Origin of the sequence: Xanthobacter agilis (genome assembly GCF_021730435.1) — a bacterium.
GTDB lineage: Bacteria > Pseudomonadota > Alphaproteobacteria > Rhizobiales > Xanthobacteraceae > Xanthobacter > Xanthobacter agilis.
Genome location: NZ_JABWGX010000013.1, coordinates 48,696 through 71,248, shown reverse-complemented (window position 1 = coordinate 71,248; position 22,553 = coordinate 48,696). Strand labels below are relative to the sequence as shown.

The window sequence follows — 22,553 nt, the reverse complement described above, 5'->3', positions numbered from 1 at the left end:
AAGGAGAGAGCATCATGGGTGAACGGAAACTCCTCGTGGTGGTGCTGGCCGCCGGTGAAGGCACCCGCATGGCGTCGCGCATCCCGAAGGTGCTGCACAAGATCGCCGGCCGCACCATGCTGCATCATGTGCTGGAGGCGACCCGCGCGGCCGGCGCCACCCGCACCGCCGTCGTCATCGGCCCCGACCGCGACGACGTGGCCGCCGAGGCGCGCCGGGTGAGCCCGGAGGCGGAGGTGTTCGTGCAGCGCGAGCGGCTGGGCACGGCCCATGCCGTGCTGGCGGCGCGCGCCGCCCTGGAGGCCGGCGCCGACGACATTCTGGTGCTGTATGCGGACACGCCGCTGATCCGCTCCGAAACCCTGTCCCGCCTGCGGGCGCCGCTGGCGCAAGGGGCGGCGGTGGCGGTGCTGGGCTTCCGGCCTGAGGACCCGGCCGGCTATGGCCGCCTGCTGACGCAGGGGGACACGCTGCTCGCCATCCGCGAGGACAAGGATGCGACCGCCGAGGAAAAGGCCGTCGGCTTCTGCAACGCCGGTCTCATGGCGCTGTCCGGCACCGGCGCGCTCGCGCTCCTGGAGCGCATTGGCAATGCCAACGCCAAGGGCGAATATTACCTGACCGACGCGGTGGAGCTTGCCCGTGCCGACGGGCGGACCACCGTGGCTACGGAAGCGGATGTGGACGAAGTGGCGGGGGTCAACAGCCGCCTCCAGCTCGCCGAGGCGGAGGCCATCTTCCAGCAGCGGCTGCGGCGCGCGGCCATGGCGGCGGGCGCGACCCTGGTGGCGCCCGAAACGGTGTTCCTGTCCGCCGATACCCGGCTCGGCCGGGACGTGGTGGTGGAACCCCATGTGGTGTTCGGCCCCGGCGTCAGCGTGGGCGACGATGTCACCATCCATGCCTTCAGCCATCTGGAGGGCGCAATGGTGGACACCGGCGCGAGCATCGGCCCGTTCGCCCGGCTGCGGCCCGGCACCCGGCTGGAAAGCGGGGTGCGCATCGGCAATTTCGTGGAAACCAAGGCGGCCCATGTGGAAAAGGGCGCCAAGATCAACCACCTCTCTTATGTGGGCGATGCCCATGTGGGGGCGAACGCCAATCTGGGCGCCGGGACCATCACCTGCAATTACGATGGCTTCGGCAAATACCGCACCGAGATCGGGGAGGGCGCCTTCATCGGGGTCAACTCCGCCCTGGTGGCGCCGGTGACCATCGGCAAGGGGGCGTTCGTGGGGACCGGCGCGGTGGTGACGGACGATGTTCCGGCCGATGCCCTCGCTCTCGCCCGCAGCCGCCAGGTGGTGAAGGAAGGTTGGGCCAGTGCCTTCCGCGCCCGCCACGCCAAGGACAAGGCTTAAGCGGCGACGCATTTTCGTCACGCCGACCGGAACCGCTTCGCCTGAAGATGGGTGCGGCGAGACGCCTGCCGGGCGATCCGTCTGGCGTCTCCATGCCGCGGATAAGAACCGGGACACGGATAAGAACCGAAAGCGGAAGTGATTCCGCCCCTGCCGCCCGGCAGCGGTAGGAAAGGTTCAGTTTTGCGGTGCACCCTGATTCTCGGCGGGGAACCGGGCGCCTAACGGAACGTGGAGCTTTTGTGCATGTGTGGCATCGTCGGCATCCTGGGCAAGAGCGCGGTCGCGGATCACCTTCTGGAATCCCTCCGGCGCCTCGAATACCGGGGCTACGATTCGGCCGGCGTCGCCACCCTTGAAGATGGCCACCTGGAAGTGTGCCGGGCCGAGGGCAAGCTGCGGCATCTGGAGCAGAAGCTGCAGAAGCACCCCCTCAAGGGTCACATCGGCATCGGGCACACCCGCTGGGCCACCCACGGCAAGCCTTCCGAGCGCAATGCCCACCCCCACGCCACCAAGCGCGTGGCGGTGGTGCACAACGGCATCATCGAGAACTTCCGCGAGCTGAAGCAGGACCTGATCGACCTCGGTGTGTCGTTCCGGAGCGACACCGACACCGAGGTCGTGGCCCAGCTTGTGGACCGCGAGCTGCTCGCCGGCCGTGATCCGGTGGCGGCGGTGGCGGCGGTGCTGCCGCGGCTGAAGGGCGCATTCGCGCTCGCCTTCCTGTTCGACGGCAAGGACGATCTGCTGGTCGCGGCGCGGCGCGGCTCGCCGCTCGCCATCGGCTACGGGCGGGGCGAGATGTTCCTCGGCTCCGACGCCATCGCCCTTGGTACTCTCACCGACCGTATCGCTTATCTTGAGGAAGGCGACTGGGCGGTGCTCACCCGCGAGGGCGTCACCATCCGCGACGAGACCGGCGCCCAGGTGAAGCGCACCGTGCAGAAGGTGCCCGCCGGCGCCCTGCTGGTGGACAAGGGCAACCACCGCCACTTCATGGCCAAGGAGATCTACGAGCAGCCGGAGGTCATGTCCTATGCCTTCGGCCATTATCTCGACCTCGCGAACGAGAAGGTCGCGGTGCCCGAGCTGCCGTTCGATCTCGACAGCGTGCGCAGCATCTCCATCACCGCCTGCGGCACCGCGCTCTATGCCGGGGCGGTGGCGGAATACTGGATCGAGCAGTTCGCCCGCATTCCGGTTTCCACCGACATTGCCTCCGAGTTCCGCTATCGCGAGACGCCCCTGGAGCCGGGCGGTGTCACCATCGTCATCTCCCAGTCGGGCGAGACGGCGGACACCCTCGCCTCCCTGCGCTATGCCAAGGCGTGCGGGCAAAAGGTGGTGGCGGTGGTGAACGTGCCCACCTCCACCATCGCCCGCGAGGCGGACATGGTGCTGCCGACCCTGGCCGGGCCGGAGATCGGCGTTGCCTCCACCAAGGCGTTCACCTGCCAGCTCGCCACGCTCGCGTGCCTTGCCGTGGCCCTCGGCCGCGCCTCCGGCCGGCTGGCGGAGGACGACGAGCGGCGCCTTGTGCGCGCCTTCATGGAGGTGCCGCGGCTGATGACCGAGGCGCTGAAGCTCGCGCCCGAGATCGAGGTGCTGGCCCGCACCCTCGCCAAGGCGCGGGACGTGCTCTACCTCGGGCGCGGCACCAATTATCCGCTGGCGCTGGAAGGGGCCTTGAAGCTCAAGGAAATCTCCTACATCCACGCCGAGGGCTACGCCGGCGGCGAGCTGAAGCATGGCCCCATCGCCCTCATCGACGAGAAAATGCCGGTGGTGGTCATCGCGCCCCACGACCGCATCTTCGAAAAGACCGTCTCCAATATGGAGGAGGTGGCGGCGCGCGGCGGCAAGATCATTCTCGTGACCGATCCCAAGGGCGCCGAGGCGGCCCATGTGGACGCGGTGCAAAAGCTGATCCTGCCCGAGATGTCCCCGGCCGTGTGTCCGATGGTCTATGCCATTCCGGTGCAGCTCATTGCGTATCATACCGCGGTCATCATGGGCACGGACGTGGACCAGCCGCGCAACCTCGCCAAGTCGGTCACGGTGGAATAGCAGGGGATCGCGTAAAGGTTGCGGATTGTTGTGGTTGCCCTATCGGGCGCGTGGCTGCATATCCTACCGTAAGTGCGGGTGTTCAAAGCAGTCGCACGGTCGTTGCGCGGAGGGGAAGTCGCCACCGGATGCAGCCCGCTGGATTCACTCTCGTCATGAACATGGCGGTCGCCGTGCTGTTCGCGGCGAGCTATGTGACCATTGCGCTGCTCAACCCCGGCAATCGCGCCCCCATCTGGTTCGCCGCCAGCTACGGCGTGGGCATGCTGACGCCGATGGCGCAGCTCGGGCTTGCCTATAGCGGCTGGACCACCCCGTTCGGCTTCCTGGTCTATTTCAGTTTTGCGCTGGCGCTGCTGCTGATGGTGCCGGCACTGGCGGTGTTCTATCGCCAGTCACCCCCGTGGCGTCTGTTGGCGGCGATCGCCAGCTACACGTTTTTCACCGTGGCCGTGCTGAGCCAGCTCCACCGCAATTCCTGGGCGTATGAGCTGCTTTACCAGTCGCCCTACATGCTGGCGATGCTGGCGTGCGTGGGGGTCATTCTGCACCGGAGCCGGCGGCGGACCAGCGATCTGCTGCTGGCGGCCATGTTTGCGCTGCTGGCGCTGCATTTCCCGGTGAAGGCGGTGGTGGCGGTGCGGATCGGCACCGGCGCGGCTGTCACCAACTACATCGACAGCACCTATGCGCTCATCTCTCAGGTCAGTTCCGGCATCATGCTGGTGGCCACCGGGCTGGTGCTGCTCATCAAGGCGTTGCAGAGCGTGATCCTGGAAAAACAGGCGGATGCCGAGACCGATCCCTTGTCCGGCGTCGCCAACCGCCGTGGGTTCGACATGCGGGCTGAACGGATGCTGGCGGGCGCCGCCCCGCAGCGGCGCCCGGTCTCGCTGCTGATCCTGGACCTCGACCGCTTCAAGGCGATCAATGACACCTATGGGCACGGCGCGGGCGACGCGGCCATTCGCGCCTTCGGTGCGATGCTGATGCGCACGCTGCCCCCATCCGCCCTGGTGGCGCGGATCGGCGGCGAGGAGTTCGCGGTGCTGCTGGACCGCACCGGTGAAGAGGCCGCACAGCTGCACGCCGAGACGCTCCGCCTCGCCACCGCCACCTGCGCCGAGGACGGGGCGCCGGCATTCACCGTGAGCATCGGCGTGACGGAGATCGGTCCGCCCTATGAGATGAAAGCCGCGATCACCCGCGCCGACGCGGCGCTTTACGAGGCCAAGGAGGGGGGCCGCAACCGCGTTGTCTGCGCGCCGCGCCGGCACCTCCAGGCGGTTTCGGCTCAACTTTAAATGTGGTTAAAAATTATTGAATAACAATGCGTTACAGAGACACCCTGATGTCTGTTATCGGCTGCTGAAAGGTGACGCAGGCCATCAATTGGGCCGTGTGACGATGAACACGGTCAGCAGCGCGAACAAGACGCCGAGGGCGATCAGCACCGGCTGCGGCGCGCCGAAATACCAGGCGCCGCTGAAGGAACCGACGAAGCTCGTCAGGGCGAATCCCTTGGCCACGAGCGGGATGGCGCCGGTTTCCCGCCAGCGGCGGACACTGGGGCCGAGATAGCGGTGGTTGAGCAGCCATGCCTCGATGCGCGGCGAGGAGCGGGTGAAGCACCAGGCGGCGAGAATCAGAAACACGGTGCCCGGCATCATGGGCACCACCATGCCGATGCACCCCACCACCAGGAACACCACGCCCGCCGCGAACAGGGTTTGCCGGTAGAGCGTCGCCCGCATGGCGCGGGTATCGGGCCGCCGGCGTCCACCCGATCGGCCGTTGGGCCGCCCCGCTGCGCCAGCATCCCGCGCCGCGCCGCGGGCGGGGTCTTCACTCGGACCCGTGCTCGGGCCTGTGCTCGGGCTTTGGGCCGAGGGGGTGGACGGCAGGCGCGATGGGCGTGTCATGGCCCGACCATGCCGGCTCCCCGGCAGAAGGGCAAGGGCCGGAAGGCCGCGGGCGCGCGTCGGCGGCGGGCTGACCGAGCGTCCGCGGGCGCGGCGCTCAGCCGGCGGACAAAAGGCGCACCGCCGCATCCCGCTCGTGGAGATACAGCAGGGTGTGCAGCGCCGGCGCCTGTGGCCCTGTCAGCTCCGGATCGGCGCGGATGACCGCGGCCGCGGCGGCGCGGGCGGCCTCCATCTCCGCGCTGTGGACTTCCATGCGGGCGATGCGGAAGCCGGGCATGCCGCTCTGCCGGGTGCCCAGCACGTCGCCTTCGCCGCGCAGGCGCAGGTCTTCCTCCGCGAGGCGGAAGCCGTCCTGGCTCTCGCGCAGGATGGACAGGCGCGCCTTGGCGGTTTCGCTCAGGGGCCCGCGATAGAGCAGCAGGCAGGTCGAGGCCTTTTCGCCGCGCCCCACCCGCCCGCGCAACTGGTGGAGCTGGGCCAGGCCGAACCGCTCGGCATGCTCGATCACCATGAGCGTGGCATTGGGCACGTTGACGCCCACCTCGATGACGGTGGTGGACACCAGAAGGCGGGTCTCGCCGGCGGCGAAGCGGGCCATGGCCGCATCCTTGGCCGCGCCCGACAGGCGCCCGTGCACCACATCCACCTTGTCGCCGAAATGGGCCTTCAGGTCCTCGAACCGCTCGGTGACCGAGGTCAGGTCGCTCGCCTCGCTTTCCTCCACCAGCGGGCAGATCCAATAGGCCTGCGCGCCCTTGGCCAGGGCGCGGCCGACGCCGGCCACCACCTCGTCGAGGCGGTCCATGGGCAAGGCGCGGGTGTCCACCTCCTGCCGGCCCGGCGGCTTCTCCCGCAGCTCCGAGGAGTCCATGTCGCCGAACAGGGTCAGCACCAGGGTGCGCGGAATGGGGGTGGCGGTCATCACCAGCATGTCTACCCCATGCCCCTTGCGGGCCAGCGCCAGACGCTGCTCCACCCCGAACCGGTGCTGCTCGTCCACCACCGCGAGGCCAAGGTCATGGAAGGCGACGTCGTCCTGGATCAGCGCATGGGTGCCGATGACGAGCCGCGTGCGCCCCTCCGCGAGGCCGGCGAGCAAGGCGGCGCGGGCCTTGCCCTTCTCCCGCCCGGTGAGCACCGCCACCTCGATGCCGGCCGCTTCCGCCAGGGGGGCAATGGTCTCGTGATGCTGGCGGGCGAGGATCTCGGTCGGCGCCATCAGGGCCGCCTGCCGGCCCGCCTCCATGGCGGTGGCGGCGGCGAGCAGGGCCACCACCGTCTTGCCTGATCCCACGTCGCCCTGAAGCAGGCGCAGCATGCGGGTTTCCGCCGCAAGGTCCGCGCGGATGGCGGCGAGCGCCTGCTGCTGCGCGCCTGTGAGCGCGAACGGCAGGGCGGCGAGGATGAGCCGCGAGAGCTGGCCATCGCCCACGGTCACGCGGCCGCCGGCCAGTTCTTCCCGCGCGCGGATGAAGGCGAGGGTGAGCTGGTGGGCGAACAATTCGTCGAAAGCGAGCCGCCGCCAGGGCGCGCCGGTGGGGACCGCCTCCTCCGGGGTCGCCGGGCGGTGGAGGCGGGCGAGGGCGTCGCGGAACGATGGCCACGGCCCGGTCAGGTCCGGCGGGATCCATTCGGGCAGCTCCGGCACCCGGCCGAGGGCGGCCTCGATGGCGCGCCGCAGGTAGCCGGCGGCGAGGCCTTCCACCAGCGGATACCCCTGTTCCACCTGCGGCAGGCGGGCAAGGCCGGCGGCGTCCAGCACCCGGTCCGGATGGGTCATCTGCCGCATGCCGTCATAAAGCGAGATGCGCCCGCACAGCCAGCGGGTCGCCCCCACCGGCAGCATGTGCTCCAGCCGGCCCCGATCCATCTTGAAATGGGCCACCACGAGACTGCCGCTCGGGTCCGAAACATAGGTCCGGTGCGGTGCCCGGCTGCCTTCAGGGGGGTGCTGGTGACTGTCCACATGCACTTCGAGGGTCACGTCCGTCTCCGGAACCGCCTCGGCGATGGTGGGACGTGCCCGCCGGTCCACGAAATGGGACGGCATGTGGGCGAGAAGGTCCAGCACCCGCGGGGGATCGCGCCCCAGCAGGCGCGCGAACGGCCGCAGCAGCTTCGGCCCGATGCCGGGGAGGCTGTCGAGGGGAGAAAAGAGCGGATCGAGCGAAGCCGGGCGCATGGGGAAGGGGAGGGGGCCTGTCTCTTAAAGTGGTGCGCAAACTTAAAGTTAAAGTTCAACTTGAGATATCGCGAAAATTCCTATTATTTCAATAGGTCATAGATAGCTGTGGAAGTGGGTCATGAGCGGGGGCGACAGCGAGGGCGAGAAGGCCGAGCGAATGGCCTTCATCCTGGCCTTGCGCCAGCACGGCATTCGCGACGTGGCGGTTCTGCGCGCCATGGAGCTGGTGCCGCGTCCGCTGTTCGTGGATCCGCAGCTGCGCGCCTTTGCCTATGACGATGTCTCGCTGCCCATTCCCTGCGGGCAGACCATGTCCCAGCCATCCCTTGTCGCCGCCATGACGGAGGCGCTGGGCGTCGTTGCCGAGCATGCGGTGTTGGAGGTGGGGACCGGCTCCGGTTATCAGGCCGCCGTGCTGTCGCATCTCGCGGCCCGCGTGGTGACGGTGGATCGCTACCGTACCCTGGTGTCGGAGGCCTTGGCCCGGTACGAGGTGCTGGGCTTGCGCAACCTCACCGCTTATGTGGGCGACGGCATGCTGGGGATGCCGTCGCGGGCCCCCTTCGACCGCATCATGGTGACCGCCGCCGCGCGCGAGATTCCGCCCGCGCTGCTCGATCAGCTCAAGTTGGGCGGCGTTCTCCTTATTCCCATTGGAAAAGGGGACGAGGTGCAGGTGCTGGTGCGGGTGGTGAAGGAGCAGTCCGGAAACCAGGTGCGGGAGCTGATGCCGGTGCGTTTCCTGCCGCTCATTCCGGGCGTGGCCGCCACACTCTAGAAGATTCGCGCGGACCGGCGGGCTTTCCCCGCGAACTCCGATTGCGGACGCGGTGCGGCTGCCATATCCACTTGAGGGACTTTATGCGGGGTGAGACGTTGCGGATTCTGGCTGCGCTTCGGTGGCGCGAGATCGTGTCGTGCCTAGTGGTGGTGTTCCTGGTGGCGGGATGCGGCGGGCGGCCGGACGGGGTTCTTATTCCCGTTCCCGACGAGGCTCCGGGCACGTCCCGCGTCAACATGATCGTCGCGACCGTGCGCGCCCGCACCGATGGGCCGGACGTCTATACCGGCGAGCGCGGCGGCACGCCGACCTTCATGGAGATCGACGTCTCGATTCCGCCGGACGGCACCCGCGCGATGGGCGAGGTGCAATGGCCGAAGACCGTTCCGGGCAATCCGGCCACCGATTTCGTCACCACGCGCCTGGAGGACCTGACCTCGGACCAGGCCGTCAAGTGGTTCAACGCCCGCATCAAGCGCACGCCCGGCCGGCAGGCGCTGGTGTTCGTGCACGGCTATAATCAGCGGTTCGACGACGCGGTGTTCCGTTTTGCCCAGATCGTCCACGATTCGGGGGCGGACGTGACGCCGGTGCTGTTCACCTGGCCGTCGCGCGGGAGCCTGCTGGCCTATGGCTACGATCGCGAGAGCACCTCTTATTCCCGGGATGCGCTGGAGCGCCTTCTGACGTTCATGGCCAAGGACCCGAATGTGGGCGAGATCTCCATTCTGGCCCACTCCATGGGCAATGTGGTGACGCTCGAGGCGCTGCGGCAGATGGCCATCCGCAATGGCCGCATCCTGCCGAAGATCAAGAATGTGATGCTGGCGGCGCCCGATGTGGATTCGGATGTGTTCCGCGTCATCTTCGACGAATTGGGCAAGCCGCGGCCCAACTTCACCCTGTTCGTGTCCCAGGACGACAAGGCGCTCGCGGTTTCGAAGCGGGTGTGGGGCGACGTGCCGCGCATCGGGCAGGTGGACCCTACCCAGGAGCCCTACCGCAGCGAGTTCGAGAAGAACCACATCACCGTGCTCGATCTCACCAAGCTGAAGACCGATGATCCGCTGAACCACGGCAAGTTCGCGGCGAGCCCGGAGGTGGTGCAGTCCATCGGCGCGCGCCTTGCCGAGGGGCAGACCATGACCGATCAGAGGGTCGGCATCGGCGACCGCATCGTGCAGTTTTCCACGGATGCGGCGTCCACCGTGGGCACCGCCGCCGGCCTCGTCATCGCCGCGCCGGTCGCGGTGGTGGATTCCAATACCCGCGAGCATTATTCGAGCCAGATGAACCATCTCGGCACGAGCATCTCGGATACCGCGGCGTCCGGTTCGCAAGCAGTTTCCGCGCCGGTGTCGAAGTAATCCCTGGCGGCTCGGTGGGGGCGCGTGGGGCGGGGCGCGTGACCTTGGGGTATGTTTCGCCGGTTGGCACGAGGTCGCGTTTGCAATATCCGGGCCGGTGGGTATAGTCCGCCGGCTTCGCCGCCATCGGCATCGCAGGGGCCATCCTTCCGGATCGGTCCTGGTCTTTCGACTTCCAGACGAACGAGGACGCAAATGTTCATCACGCCTGCTTTCGCCCAGGGCGCTCCGGCAGCCGGCGGCGGGGCCGACATGCTCATTCAGCTCGCCCCGTTCCTGCTGATCTTCGTCGTCATGTATTTCCTGATCCTGCGCCCCCAGCAGAAGCGGGCCAAGGCGCACCAGGAGATGGTGACGGCGCTGCGTCGCGGCGACGTCATCGTCACCGCCGGCGGTCTTGTCGGCAAGGTCTCGCGGGTGGTGGACGAGAACGAGATTGAGCTGCAGATCGCCGACAATGTGCGCGTCCGCCAGATGCGTTCGCAGATCGCGACTGTCCGTTCCAAGGGTGAGCCGGCGAAAGACGAGCCGGCGGCTTCCTGATTCCATAGATCGCGCGACATGCTGCATTTTTCCCGAATCAAGACGGCGGCGATCCTCATCACGGTCGCCCTCGGCATTTTGTTTGCGCTGCCCAATGTGCTGCCGCAGAGCGTGCGCGCGCACCTGCCGAATTGGCTGGCGTCGAGCCGTGTGACCCTCGGCCTCGACCTCCAGGGTGGCTCCCACATCCTGCTCGAGGTGGATGGCGATGCTCTGCGCAAGGAGCGCGTGGAGCAGGTGCGTGACGAAGTGCGGCGTGTGCTGCGCGATCAGAAGATCGGCTACAGCAACCTCGCCGTGCGAGACACCACCATCTCGCTACGCCTGCGCGATCCCGCCGACACCGACAAGGCCCTGGTCGAGCTGCGCAAGCTCGCCGCGCCGGTCAGCACGGCCATGTTCGGGGGCGGGAACAGCGGGGAAATGGACCTGACGGTGTCCTCGGGTGCCGAGGGCGCGCTCTCCCTTCAGCTCACCCAGGCGGGGCTTGAGGCGCGGATGCGCTCGGCGGTGGACCAGTCCATCGAGATCATCCGCCGCCGTATCGATCAGCTCGGCACGGTGGAGCCCAACATCCAGCGCCAGGGGCTCAATCGCATCCTGGTGCAGGTGCCGGGCCTGCAAGACCCGCAGCGCCTGAAGGCGCTGCTGGGCCAGACCGCCAAGCTCTCGTTCCGCATGGTGGACCAGTCCATGTCGCCGGAACAGGCGCTGGAGGGCCGCGCGCCACCAGAATCGGACGTGCTGTACGGCCAGGACGGGCGCCCCTATCTGGTGGAAAAGCAAGTGCGCGTGTCCGGCGAGGATCTGGTGGACGCCCAGCCGGGCTTTGATCCGCAGAACCGGGAACCCATCGTTTCCTTCCGCTTCAATTCCAATGGAGCCCGGCGCTTCGCCGCCACCACACAGGATGCGGTGGGCCGGCCATTCGCCATCGTACTCGACAATCAGGTGATCTCGGCGCCCGTGATTCGCGAACCCATCCTCGGTGGATCGGGCCAGATCTCCGGCGCCTTCACCGTGCAGCAGGCCAACGACCTCGCCATACTGCTGCGGGCCGGTGCCTTGCCGGCGCCGCTCAAGGTGGTGGAGGAGCGCACCGTGGGCCCGAGCCTCGGTGCCGATTCCATCGAGGCCGGCAAGGTGGCGGCCTATGTGGCGACGGGCCTGGTGGCGGTGTTCATGATCGCGGTCTATGGTTTGTTCGGCGGATTCGCGCTGATCGCGCTGGCCGTGCACGTCACCTTGATGTTCGCGCTGCAATCCCTGCTGGGGGCGACGCTGACGCTGCCCGGCATCGCCGGCGTCGTGCTCACCATCGGCATGGCGGTGGACTCCAACGTCGTGATCTTCGAGCGCATCCGTGACGAGGCGCGCGAAGGGCGGGCGGCCATCTCGGCCATCGACAAGGGCTTCGTGAATGCGCTCGGCACCATCCTCGATGCCAACGTGACCTCGCTCGCGACGGCCGTCATCCTGTTCCTCATGGGTGGATCGGGTCCGGTGCGCGGCTTCGCCGTCACCTATATCCTCGGTCTTCTCACCACCATGTTCACGGCCTACACCCTCACCCGCTTGATGATCGCCTGGTGGGTGAAGTGGCAGCGTCCTGCCAAGCTGCCCATTTGAAGGTGCGCCGCCCATGCCTTTGATCGATTACATTCCGGCGCACACCCATATCGGGTTCATGAAGCTGCGCCGCTTCAGCTTCCCCTTCTCGGCGGCCATGTCGGTGTTCGCCGTGGTCCTGTTCATGACCGTGGGTTTCAACCTCGGTATCGACTTCCGCGGCGGCACGCTCATCGAGGCGCAGACCTCTCAGGCCTCCGCGGATGTGGGGGCATTGCGCGAGCACCTCATCGACATCGAGATCGGTGATGTGCAGATCCAGGAGTTCGGCTCCCCGCGTGACGTGCTGATCCGGCTTGGCCAGGTGGGCGAGACGGAGCAGGCGCAGCAGACCATCGTCAACGAGGTCAAGGCCGCGCTCGGGTCCGACTACACCATCCGCCGCGTGGAATCGGTGGGGCCCAGCGTCTCGTCTGAGCTGGTGCGCCAGTCTATTCTGGCCATGGTGCTCGGCGCGGTGGCGGTACTGGGTTATCTGTGGTTCCGCTTCGAGTGGCAGTTCGCGGTGGGCGCCATCGTGACGACGGTGCACGACATCTTCGTCACGCTGATGATCTATTCGCTGCTGGGGATCGATTTCGATCTCACCTCCATCGCCGCGATCCTCACCATCATGGGCTATTCGCTCAACGACACGGTGGTGGTGTACGACCGCATCCGCGAAATGCTGCGCCGCTATAAGAAGCTGCCGCTGCCGGAACTGTTGGACACGGCGGTGAACGCGACCTTCTCGCGCACCATCATCGTCTCCACCACCACCTTCTTCGCAACCCTTGCCCTGTATTTCTTCGGCGGCGAGGTTCTGCGGGGCTTCTCCCTGGCCATGACGGTGGGCGTGGTGATCGGCACCTATTCCACCATCTGCGTGGCGGCGCCCATTCTCATCCACCTCGGGCTGCGCTCACGCGCGGCGGAGCCGAAGGAAGAGGCCAAGGCGCCCGTCAAGCCGGGTCCGGAAGACGTGCTCGACGTGGAAGAGGCCGCCGAGTTCATCGAGGCGGAGGAAACCGTGGAAGGCAAGTCGGCTCCCGCTCCGGCGCCGAAGAGCACGGCCAAGTCCTCCACTCAGGGTGGCAAGTCCTCCACCCAGGGTGGCAAGGGCGGCGGCAAAGGCGGCTCCCGGGGTGGCAAGCGAAGAGGCTGAGCCATGGGGAGGGCGCCATGAGCGATCGGCCGGATGAATCCTTCCTGCCGCGGCAGGTGCCCATCGATGGCTATGGGGCGAAGTTCTTCCACTTCGCGGGCATGTCCCATGCCGGATCGCTGCTGGCTCTGCCCTCGGGCCTGAGGCCCTGGGCGCCGGCCACCTGGGACGAGCTTGATGCGTCGTCGCTCGCGCCAATCCTGGCGGAAGCGGCGGCGTTCGAGTTGCTGTTCATCGGCACCGGCCGCGACCCGGCCCATTTGAAGGCGCCGCTGAAACAGCTCCTGCGTGACGCCGGCCTGCGCTTCGAGCTGATGCCGACGGGAGCCGCCGCGTCCACCTACAATGTTCTGCTGGAAGAGGGCCGCCTGGTCGGGGCGGCGCTCATCGCCCTTTAGGGCGGATGCGGAGCCCCGCTTCCAGCGCGTTGCGGTTTCGTGTCCCGCCATTGGCTCTTGGCGTTGGATGGGATCTCGGCGTATCCAACGCCCATGTCTGCCGAAGCTTCCTCCGACGACCGCCTCGCGGCGGCTTATGCCTATTGCGCGGATGTGGTCCGGGGCCAGGATCGCGATCGCTTCCTCGCGTCCTTGTTCGCGCCCGAGCCGGTGCGCCGCCACCTGATGGCGCTGTATGCCTTCAACCTGGATGTCGCGCGGGTGCGCGAACTGGTGCGCGAGCCGCTCCCGGGGGAAGTGCGCCTGGCCTGGTGGCGCGAGGTGATCGAAGGGGAGGGGCGGGGCGCCGTGGAGGCCCATCCGGTGGCTTTCGCCTTGCTCGACACGGTGGCGCGCTTCGATCTGCCGAAGGCCAGCCTCATCAATCTGGTGGATGCGCGCATCTTCGATCTTTACGACGATCCCATGCCCAGCCTTGGCGACCTGGAAGGCTATGCGGGCGAGACCGCGGGCGCCTTGCTGCAACTCTCGGCGCTGCTTTTAGGGGGGGCGGCGGCCAGTGCAGCTTCGGAGGCCTCAGGGCACGGCGGTGTCGCCATCGCGCTAACCGGGTTGATGCGGTCCCTTCCCATCCATGCGGCGCGGGGCCAATGCTATCTGCCGCTGGACATTTTGGCCCGCCATGGGCTCGATCGCGACGCGGTGGTGACGGCACAGGATGCGCCGGCCCTGCGGGCGGCGCTTGCGGAACTGCGAGGGGTGGCGCGTCACCATCTGGCACAGGCCGGCGCCGCGCTCGGCCGACTTCCGGTGGCCACACGCCGGACGCTCGCCACGCCTTATCTCGCGCTATCCCTCGTACCGGGCGACCTGAAGGCGCTGGCGCGGGTGCGCGAGCCTCTCCGGGAGATCGCGGGGCTCGGGGCGCTGTGGCGCACGTTCACCGTCTGGCGCGCGGGGCGGCGGGCCGCCGCGGGCAAAGCCTGGGTGAAGAGCCTCTGAGAGGGGGCTTCCCGCAAAGATCAGAGGTGAGGCGGGGCTGAGAGACGGTCCGCGCGCCGGAAGCGGCGGCCCGTCACGCGGCGGGGCGGGTGATGCGATCGGTGAGGTTCAGCCGCGCGCGGGCGATCTCGGCCGCCTGGGCCCGGAGCGTCTCCGAACCGGCGAGGGTGTCCAGCATCTCGATCTGGTTGCGGGCGATCAGCAACAGCAGGTCGTCGCGTACCATGCCATCGGCGGCGCGGGGCAAGGCCGGAACGATCTGGAGATGGTCGAGATGGGGGCGGTCAGGCAGCGCGTCGGCCAGATGGGCGCGCAGTTCCGCTACCGTCACCGCCGCCTTTGGCTCGACGAAGGCATAAAGGCCCACCTTGCCGCCAAGGGTTTGGAAATCGGCCATGTGGGCGTCGGCGATGGCGGGATGGGTCTTGAGCGCGGCGATGATGCGCGGACCCACCTGAGTCACGCGCGGGCCGCGCCCTTCGGTATCTGAATAGGACAGAAGGCGCCGGGTCACGAACCGATACACCTTCTTACCGGTGGCCATCCAGATCCGGGTGGGCACGCTTTTCTTGGCCAGCATGGCCCGCTCGCGGGGGGTCAGCTCGTCGGGGCAATAGGTGCGCTTGTGCTTCAGAAGGTGGCGCAGGTCTTCATAGGCCAGCACCCGCCCCAGCTTCCAGCGCCGGCTGATGGGCAAGGCGAGCTGGAAGTCCATGAGCCAGGCTTCGCCATCGGCGCCCCGCAGCCAGTTCTGCTGCTTGGCGAGGTCGTTGTGCACATAGCCGGCGGCATTCAATGTGCGCAGCGCCTTGCGGGCGGAATGGAAGAAATGGCTGTCGCCCACCGGTCGGGCGATTTGCAGCGGCACCCCCTCGATCCAGCCGCGCACAAGAAAGCGGTGGCCAACCGCCAGCAGCGGAGTGGTGACGCCGGTGCGCGTCACCTTTTCCAGCGCCTTCACCTCGTGCAGCGCGAGCTGGCGCGCAAGCGGGGCGAGCCACGGCGACACCTCGTTCCAGCGTCGGCGCACGGCGGGCCACGCGCGGCCGGAAGGGTCGGTCCAGGTGCCGCGCTCGACCGTGGAGAACACGTCGCGCTTCAAGACCGTGTCCACTGCGAAGCGGGACGGATCAGCATTGTAAGCGACGGGAGGAACGGGACGAAGGGTGCGCGCCATGCCCGCCTCTTAAGCCGCCGTGGCCGTGGTGTCGAGCCAGACGGCCACGTCGCTCAGCGCCCGGTCGGCGAGGGCCTTCTTTTTGGCGAGCGTCTTTTCCGCGCCACGCAGGCGTTTGCCGCCCTCGCCCTTGGGTGTCTCCGCAAGCGGGGGGAACAGGCCGAAATTGATGTTCATAGGCTGGAACGAGCGCGGGCCTTCGCCCTCCGCTTCCAGATGGCCGCCCGTGATGTGGCCGAGCAGAGCGCCCAAGGCCGTGGTCGGCGGCGGCGGAACCACCGCCGCGCCGCGCCGCTCGGCGGCCGCGAAGCGCCCCACCATCAGCCCGACCGCCGCGCTTTCCACATAGCCCTCGCAGCCGGTGATCTGCCCGGCGAACCGCAGCCGCGGCTCCGCCTTCAGGCGCAGGGTCTCGTCCAGAAGCCGCGGGGAATTGAGATAGGTGTTGCGGTGGAGCCCGCCGAGCCGGGCGAACTCCGCGCGCTCCAGGCCCGGAATGGTGCGGAAGACCCGCACCTGATCCCCATGCTTCAGCTTGGTCTGGAAGCCCACCATATTATAGAGCGTTCCCAGCTTGTTGTCCTGCCGCAGCTGCACCACGGCATGGGCTTTCACGCCGGGGGCATGGGGATTGGTGAGCCCCACCGGCTTCATGGGGCCGAAGCGCAGGGTCTCGCGGCCGCGCTCGGCCATTACCTCGATGGGCAGGCAGCCGTCGAAATAGGGGGTCTTGCGCTCGAAATCGCGCAGCGGCGCCTTTTCGCCGGCCAACAGGGCGTCCACGAAGGCGTTGTACTGCGCTTCGTTGAGGGGGCAGTTGATATAGTCCGCACCGGTGCCGCCGGGACCGACCTTGTCATAGCGCGACTGGAACCACGCCTGATCCATGTCGATGCTGTCGAAATGGACGATGGGGGCGATGGCGTCGAAAAAGGCGAGGGCATCCTCGCCCGTGCGCTCCAGCACCGCCGCCGCAAGATCGGGGGAGGTGAGGGGGCCGGTGGCGATGATGACCTGGTCCCATTCCGCGGGTGGCAAGGCCGTGATCTCCTCGCGCCGGATCTCAATGAGCGGATGCTCGCTCAGCGCGCGTGTCACGGCCTGGGAAAACCCTTCGCGATCCACGGCCAGCGCGCCGCCGGCCGGCACCTGATGGGCATCGGCGGCAGAGAGGATGAGCGAGCCGGCACGGCGCAGCTCCGCGTGCAGCACGCCCACCGCATTGCCCGCCGCATCGTCGGAGCGGAACGAGTTGGAGCACACCAGCTCGGCGCAGCCATCGGTCTGGTGCGCCTCGGTGGTGCGGGTGGGGCGCATCTCGTGCAACACCACCGGAACGCCGCGCGTGGCGAGCTGCCAGGCGGCTTCCGATCCCGCAAGCCCGGCTCCGATCACATGAACGGGTTCCATGCGCGTCTTTCCTTCTGTGTCGCTGGCCGGGAGCACGCGTCGTGCGGGTGCCGGAATGTCCGGCCGCAAGGGGCGCGTAGACCGGGGTGTGCCACAGGCGGGACGGCGGCTTCAAGTGCGATGGCGTTCAAGCTGCGTCCGAAGGCGGGCGAAGCTCCGCTGCGTTTGAAAATGCGTCAACGCAAAAGCGGAGAGCGGATGATGGGAGCCGGTGCGAGCGGAAAACGCTCCAGTTACGGAAAATGGCCCCGCATGGGGCCATCTTGAGCGTTTTGTATGAGGGTTTGCGCCGGCTCAGGCCGCGCGGAGCGCCGCTTCGCGGGCCAGTGCCCGGATTTCACTGCGCGACACGTTGATGTCGGCAAGGCTGCGGTCGTCGAGCTCGGCGAGCTCTGACACCGTACTATTATACACCTGCCACCGACGGATCTGGCGCGCGAGAAGGCCCCAGAGGAACATGATACATCTCCTTGACGATTTGAGCGGGACCGACCCAGCAGGGGCGTCCCCCGATCATTGGAGGCAACATAAGCGAGTATGACGGGCTGCAAAATGGGGGCGCGTGCATTGCAGCACTGCGTAAGTCACATGCAGTGCGCTTCCCTGGGCCGCTGATGCGATGGTCTATTTTCAATGTGTTATGGGTAGCATGGCGCAAGATAGAGCGTTGTGCCTATATCTTATGCGGATCGGTGCGCGTTCTGGCCGCGGTCCAATGTGTCGCGGCCGGCGTTCAGTGGTGGGGGCGGCCCGATGCTGAGGACCCCCCTATGGGCGCCGATCCACGGCCCTCGTCAAAGGCACGTCAGTTGGACCTATGGGCCTTTTGCAAAGCCCGCGCGGCTCTTGAGTGACCCCACTCGCCACCGGTCAAGACGGCCGATAGTCGGCGCATCCGAAGCGCCTTCCCGCGTGACCGTGGCGCGCGAAGGCGCTTCGGTGCGGTGCGCGCCCGCTGCGGGCTCACGAACACAGAGGGTCGGAGTGCTGGACCTGGGTGTATGCTCTCAGGCGGGAAACGGTGATTGCCGGAAGGTGATCGCCGCATGGCCAGCCCGCCGCCACGGCGTGGCTCAAACATCGGCGCCGCTCGCGTCCTATCTCAGAGCGGCGGTCTCAGAGCGGCAGGGGCTCGGCGCGAATCCACGGCCCCTCCCGTCTGGCGGCGGTTGAGTGCGATCCCCCCCCCCACCTTGGCTGCGGCTCGCCCCCTCGCGTCAGGAGGTGCGACGGATGCGTCGGCGGGGGGGCTGAGCCTTGGTGTCCGTGGTTTCTTCGGACGTGGTGGATGCGGCTTTTGCAGGCGGATTATCGCTCACGGGCGCGTCGTCGCTCACGGGTCCTTGGGCAACGCTCTTCGCTCGCCCGCGCTTGGCGGACGCGATCGGCTTGCCCCCATCCGGATTGGGGCGGCGGGCCAGCACCTCCGCCAGGAAGTGGCCGGTGTGGGAGCGCGGGTTGGCCGCCACGGCCTCGGGGGGGCCGACGGCCACGATCTCGCCGCCGCCGTCACCGCCTTCGGGGCCGAGGTCGATGACCCAGTCCGCGGTCTTGATGACCTCGAGATTATGCTCGATCACCACCACCGTATTGCCTTGCTCCACCAGCTCGTGGAGCACCTCCAGAAGCTTCTTCACGTCATGGAAATGCAGGCCCGTGGTGGGCTCGTCGAGGATGTAGAGGGTGCGCCCGGTGGCGCGGCGGGACAATTCCTTGGACAGCTTCACCCGCTGTGCCTCGCCGCCGGAGAGGGTGGTCGCCTGCTGGCCCACCTTCACATAGTCGAGGCCCACACGCTCCAGCGTCTCCAGCTTCTCGCGCACAGAGGGCACCGCCTTGAAGAATTGGGCGCCTTCCTCCACTGTCATGTCGAGAACGTCGGCGATGGACTTGTTCTTGAATGTCACCTCCAGGGTCTCGCGATTGTAGCGCTTGCCCTTGCAGACGTCGCAGGTGACATAGACGTCCGGCAGAAAGTGCATCTCGATCTTGATGACGCCGTCGCCCTGGCAGGCTTCGCAACGCCCGCCCTTCACGTTGAAGGAGAAGCGCCCGGCGCCATAGCCGCGCGCCTTGGCCTCCGGCAGCCCCGCAAACCATTCGCGGATGGGGGTGAAGGCGCCGGTGTAGGTGGCCGGGTTGGAGCGCGGGGTGCGGCCGATGGGCGACTGGTCGATGTCGATGACCTTGTCGAGATGTTCGAGCCCTTCCAGCCGGTCGAACGGGGCGGGGGCCTCCGAGGCGCCGTTGAGCCGCCGCGCCACGGCTTTGTACAGGGTTTCCAGCAGCAGCGTGGACTTGCCGCCACCCGACACGCCGGTGATGGCGGTGAACAGGCCGAGCGGGATCTCGGTCGTGACATTCTTCAGATTGTTGCCGCGCGCGCCGACGAGGCGGAGCATGCGCCTGGGGTCCGGCGCCCGCCGCGCCGGCACACCCACCGAAAGCGCGCCAGAAAGGTACTGCCCGGTCAGGGACGCCGGATCGGAGAGAATTTCAGCGGGCGTGCCCTGGGCGACGATGCGTCCGCCGTGGATGCCGGCGCCGGGGCCGACATCCACCACATAATCGGCGGCCAGAATGGCATCCTCGTCATGCTCCACGACGATCACCGTATTGCCGAGATCCCGCAGGTGCTTCAGCGTGTCGAGCAGCCGCGCGTTGTCGCGCTGGTGCAGGCCGATAGACGGCTCGTCCAGCACATAAAGCACGCCGGTGAGGCCTGAGCCGATCTGAGAGGCGAGGCGGATGCGCTGGCTTTCTCCGCCCGAGAGGGTACCGGATGCGCGCGCCAGGGTCAGATATTCGAGGCCGACATCCAAAAGGAACCGCAGCCGCTCGCGGATCTCCTTCAAAATACGCCCCGCGATCTCGTTCTGCTTGTCGGAGAGGTCCGCCGGCAAGGCCTCGAACCAGCGCGCGGCCGCCTTGACGGAGAGCTCCCCGACCTCGCCGATGTGCTTGCCGGCCACCTTCACCGCCAGCGCCTCCGGCTTCAGGCGATAGCCGCCACAGGCGGAGCACGCCACCGTGGAGAAATACTTGGAGATTTCCTCGCGCGCCCAGTCGCTGTCCGTCTCCTTCCAGCGTCGCTCCAGATTGCGCACGACGCCCTCGAAGGATTTCTCCGTTTCATAGGCACGCATTCCGTCGTTATAGGCAAAGGTGATCTTCTCCCCCTCGGAGCCGTAGAGCAGGACATCGCGCGCCTTCTGCGGCAGGTCGCTCCAAGGAACAGAAAGCTTGAAGCCGTAATGCTTCGCCAGCGCGTCGAGCGTCTGCCCGTAATAAGGTGAGGTGGACTTCGCCCAGGGCGCGATCGCGCCCTGCTTCAGGGAGCGCATCTTGTCCGGCACCACGAGATCGGCGTCGATGGTCTGCTCGACGCCGAGGCCATCGCAGGCCGGGCAGGCGCCGAAGGGATTGTTGAAGGAGAACAGGCGAGGCTCGATCTCGGGAATGGTGAAGCCCGACACGGGGCAGGCGAACTTCTCCGAGAACAGGATGCGCCGCGGCGCTCCGGTCTGGTCCTTCTCTTCCGCGAACTCGGCGACCGCGATGCCGTCGGCGAGGCCCAGCGCGGTCTCGAAGCTGTCGGCGAGGCGCTGGGCGAGATCCCCCCGGACCACGATGCGGTCCACCACCACGTCGATGTCATGCTTGAATTTCTTATCGAGCGCGGGGGCCTCGGCGATCTCGTGGAAGACGCCGTCGATCTTGACCCGCTGGAAGCCCTTCTTCATCCATTCGGCCAGCTCCTTGCGGTACTCGCCCTTACGTCCGCGCACCACCGGCGCCAGCAGATAGAGGCGCGTGCCCTCGGCCAGGGCGAGGACGCGGTCCACCATTTGCGAAACCGTCTGGCTCTCGATGGGCAGCCCCGTGGCCGGCGAATAGGGCACCCCCGTGCGCGCCCAGAGCAGGCGCATGTAGTCGTAGATCTCTGTTACCGTGCCGACAGTGGAGCGCGGGTTCTTGGAGGTGGTCTTCTGCTCAATGGAGATGGCGGGAGAGAGGCCGTCGATCTGGTCCACGTCCGGCTTCTGCATCATCTCCAGAAATTGGCGGGCGTAGGCCGAAAGGCTCTCCACGTAGCGGCGTTGACCTTCCGCATAGATCGTGTCGAACGCGAGTGAACTCTTGCCCGAACCGGAGAGGCCCGTGAACACGACCAGCGCGTCGCGTGGGATCTCCAGATCCACATTTTTCAAATTGTGCTCGCGGGCGCCGCGAACGGACAGCACCCGGGCGTCCCTTCGGCTAGCGCCCTTGGCCTCTACGGCTGGCTCAGAAGAAGGGGCCGTGCCCCGGGGGGAAGAAGCGCGATCCGACATAAAATCCAAACCACGCGCGGCAAGCGGCCGGCGCGAAAAAAGTCAGGGCTGGTCAACCAACATCTCCCGACGAGGCGAAAGCGTTGGCCTTTTCGTGACGAAAGCTACTCGAATAGTCAGGTTGCCGCAGCCGCCTGTACGGGTGCCCAAGCTGATCCGCTCCGCTTGGGCCAGGGCATCCCTGTCACTCAAAATCCGGCTCGCTCCGTCATCGTCGAGGTCGGACTGTAACGGAGCGGGTGCATTGCGATAGGGAACATATCGAGAACTTTAGGGGGCGGCGAGTCAAAAATTGTCTTGGGCCGGGAAAAATCGACTTGTCTCCGAAGGCGCGCGTGGATAGAACGGAGCAAGAACATATGGGCGGCTCCGTGGCAGGGCTTAAGTTGCTGCGCTGTCTTTGTGGTGGACAACGTGGTGTGGGGCTCCCATGTCGCGATGCGGTCGCTAGGGTGCGCGCCAGAATGCCCCTTCCGGGGTGACATGCAGGACGGGAGGCGTGGCGATGGCCGGCAGCGTCAATAAAGTAATTATTGTCGGCAATTTGGGGCGCGACCCGGAGGTGCGGTCCTTTCAGAGCGGTGGGCGGGTGTGCAACCTGCGCATCGCCACGTCTGAAAGCTGGCGCGACAAAGCGACGGGAGAGCGCAAGGATCGCACGGAGTGGCATCAGGTGGCGATCTTTAACGAAAACCTCGTGAGCGTGGCGGAGCGCTTCCTCAGGAAGGGCTCCAAGGTCTACATCGAGGGCCAGCTTGAAACGCGCAAATATGAAAAGGATGGGCGCGACGTCTATGTGACGGAGGTGGTGCTGCGTCCTTTCCGTGGGGAATTGACCCTTCTTGACGGTCGTTCCGGTGGTGAGGGGGGAGACGAGGGAGGCGGTGGCTCCGACTTCGGGTCGCAGGGTCCGATGGGGGGTGGCGGAGGCTTCGGTGGCGGATACGGCGGCGGTACGGGCGGTCGGCGCTCGGGGGGCGGTGGTGCCGGTGGCGGAACTGGCGGTGGCGGAACTGGCGGTGGCGGCGGGCGCCCCTCCAATGATCTTGATGATGAGATTCCGTTCTGAAGGCCGCTGTCGGCCTGTTGTTGCCCTGGTTTGAGGTCGGCTCGCGGAGGGGTGCTCTAACTCATTGAAATGGAATGAGAAAAAATCCATCTCGCGCCCGGGTTTTGCTGGCGTCTGGCGCGTGAATCGGCTAAAAGTCGACAGCTCAGATCATTATT

17 protein-coding genes are annotated in these 22,553 nt (G+C 67.1%); 11 read left to right on the top strand and 6 right to left on the bottom strand.

The genetic code is table 11. The features are described from left to right. Positions 1 to 14 precede the first annotated feature (14 nt). The 3 genes from glmU to HUW53_RS11175 all read left to right on the top strand — a co-directional run bounded on the left by glmU (position 15) and on the right by HUW53_RS11175 (position 4,735). Positions 15 to 1,361: a bifunctional UDP-N-acetylglucosamine diphosphorylase/glucosamine-1-phosphate N-acetyltransferase GlmU gene (glmU, locus tag HUW53_RS11185; RefSeq protein WP_237345846.1), complete on the top strand. Its 1,347-nt coding sequence runs from the start codon at positions 15 to 17 to the stop codon at positions 1,359 to 1,361. A gap of 246 nt (positions 1,362 to 1,607) precedes the next feature. Beyond that, on the top strand, positions 1,608 to 3,431 hold the full coding sequence (glmS, locus tag HUW53_RS11180) for a glutamine--fructose-6-phosphate transaminase (isomerizing) (protein WP_237345845.1): 1,824 nt from the start codon (positions 1,608 to 1,610) through the stop codon (positions 3,429 to 3,431). 155 nt (positions 3,432 to 3,586) lie between these two features. Next, on the top strand, positions 3,587 to 4,735 hold the full coding sequence (locus HUW53_RS11175; RefSeq protein WP_237345844.1) for a GGDEF domain-containing protein: 1,149 nt from the start codon (positions 3,587 to 3,589) through the stop codon (positions 4,733 to 4,735). An 84-nt stretch (positions 4,736 to 4,819) separates the two neighbouring features. On the opposite strand, the gene HUW53_RS11170 is transcribed toward HUW53_RS11175, so the two are convergent. Beyond that, entirely contained in the window at positions 4,820 to 5,185 is a 366-nt protein-coding gene (locus HUW53_RS11170) for a YbaN family protein (protein WP_237345843.1), read from the bottom strand. 265 nt (positions 5,186 to 5,450) lie between these two features. Then, positions 5,451 to 7,538, bottom strand: coding sequence for an ATP-dependent DNA helicase RecG (gene recG, locus HUW53_RS11165; RefSeq protein ID WP_237345842.1), 2,088 nt, complete (start codon positions 7,536 to 7,538; stop codon positions 5,451 to 5,453). A 121-nt stretch (positions 7,539 to 7,659) separates the two neighbouring features. Here recG and HUW53_RS11160 point away from each other — a divergent pair, with 121 nt between their 5' ends. The 7 genes from HUW53_RS11160 (at position 7,660) to HUW53_RS11130 (ending at position 14,405) form a co-directional block, all read left to right on the top strand. Then, positions 7,660 to 8,319, top strand: a complete 660-nt coding sequence (locus tag HUW53_RS11160) for a protein-L-isoaspartate(D-aspartate) O-methyltransferase (protein WP_237345841.1) — start codon at positions 7,660 to 7,662, stop codon at positions 8,317 to 8,319. A 98-nt stretch (positions 8,320 to 8,417) separates the two neighbouring features. Further along, on the top strand, positions 8,418 to 9,689 hold the full coding sequence (locus HUW53_RS11155; RefSeq protein WP_237345840.1) for an alpha/beta hydrolase: 1,272 nt from the start codon (positions 8,418 to 8,420) through the stop codon (positions 9,687 to 9,689). Between the two features lie 195 nt (positions 9,690 to 9,884). After that, entirely contained in the window at positions 9,885 to 10,232 is a 348-nt protein-coding gene (gene yajC / locus HUW53_RS11150; protein WP_237345839.1) for a preprotein translocase subunit YajC, read from the top strand. Positions 10,233 to 10,250: 18 nt separating this feature from the next. After that, positions 10,251 to 11,861 carry a protein translocase subunit SecD gene (gene secD, locus HUW53_RS11145; RefSeq protein ID WP_237345838.1) on the top strand — a complete coding sequence of 537 codons (1,611 nt, stop codon included), beginning with the start codon at positions 10,251 to 10,253 and terminating at the stop codon, positions 11,859 to 11,861. A 13-nt stretch (positions 11,862 to 11,874) separates the two neighbouring features. Beyond that, positions 11,875 to 13,005 carry a protein translocase subunit SecF gene (gene secF, locus HUW53_RS11140; protein WP_237345837.1) on the top strand — a complete coding sequence of 377 codons (1,131 nt, stop codon included), beginning with the start codon at positions 11,875 to 11,877 and terminating at the stop codon, positions 13,003 to 13,005. Positions 13,006 to 13,022: 17 nt separating this feature from the next. After that, on the top strand, positions 13,023 to 13,403 hold the full coding sequence (locus HUW53_RS11135; protein WP_237345836.1) for an Mth938-like domain-containing protein: 381 nt from the start codon (positions 13,023 to 13,025) through the stop codon (positions 13,401 to 13,403). Between the two features lie 93 nt (positions 13,404 to 13,496). Then, complete coding sequence (locus HUW53_RS11130; RefSeq protein ID WP_237345835.1) at positions 13,497 to 14,405, top strand: phytoene/squalene synthase family protein; 909 nt, start codon at positions 13,497 to 13,499, stop codon at positions 14,403 to 14,405. A 73-nt stretch (positions 14,406 to 14,478) separates the two neighbouring features. Here HUW53_RS11130 and HUW53_RS11125 read toward each other — a convergent pair whose 3' ends face one another. The 4 genes from HUW53_RS11125 to uvrA form a co-directional block, all read right to left on the bottom strand. Next, positions 14,479 to 15,582, bottom strand: coding sequence for a serine/threonine protein kinase (locus HUW53_RS11125; RefSeq protein ID WP_237345834.1), 1,104 nt, complete (start codon positions 15,580 to 15,582; stop codon positions 14,479 to 14,481). A gap of 9 nt (positions 15,583 to 15,591) precedes the next feature. Continuing rightward, positions 15,592 to 16,992: a methylenetetrahydrofolate--tRNA-(uracil(54)-C(5))-methyltransferase (FADH(2)-oxidizing) TrmFO gene (gene trmFO / locus HUW53_RS11120; protein WP_237345833.1), complete on the bottom strand. Its 1,401-nt coding sequence runs from the start codon at positions 16,990 to 16,992 to the stop codon at positions 15,592 to 15,594. Between the two features lie 294 nt (positions 16,993 to 17,286). Further along, positions 17,287 to 17,451, bottom strand: coding sequence for a DUF1127 domain-containing protein (locus HUW53_RS11115; protein ID WP_237345832.1), 165 nt, complete (start codon positions 17,449 to 17,451; stop codon positions 17,287 to 17,289). A 758-nt stretch (positions 17,452 to 18,209) separates the two neighbouring features. Then, positions 18,210 to 21,326 carry an excinuclease ABC subunit UvrA gene (uvrA, locus tag HUW53_RS11110; RefSeq protein WP_237345831.1) on the bottom strand — a complete coding sequence of 1,039 codons (3,117 nt, stop codon included), beginning with the start codon at positions 21,324 to 21,326 and terminating at the stop codon, positions 18,210 to 18,212. A gap of 505 nt (positions 21,327 to 21,831) precedes the next feature. Here uvrA and ssb point away from each other — a divergent pair. Beyond that, positions 21,832 to 22,395, top strand: coding sequence for a single-stranded DNA-binding protein (gene ssb, locus HUW53_RS11105; RefSeq protein ID WP_237345830.1), 564 nt, complete (start codon positions 21,832 to 21,834; stop codon positions 22,393 to 22,395). Positions 22,396 to 22,553: the final 158 nt, after the last annotated feature.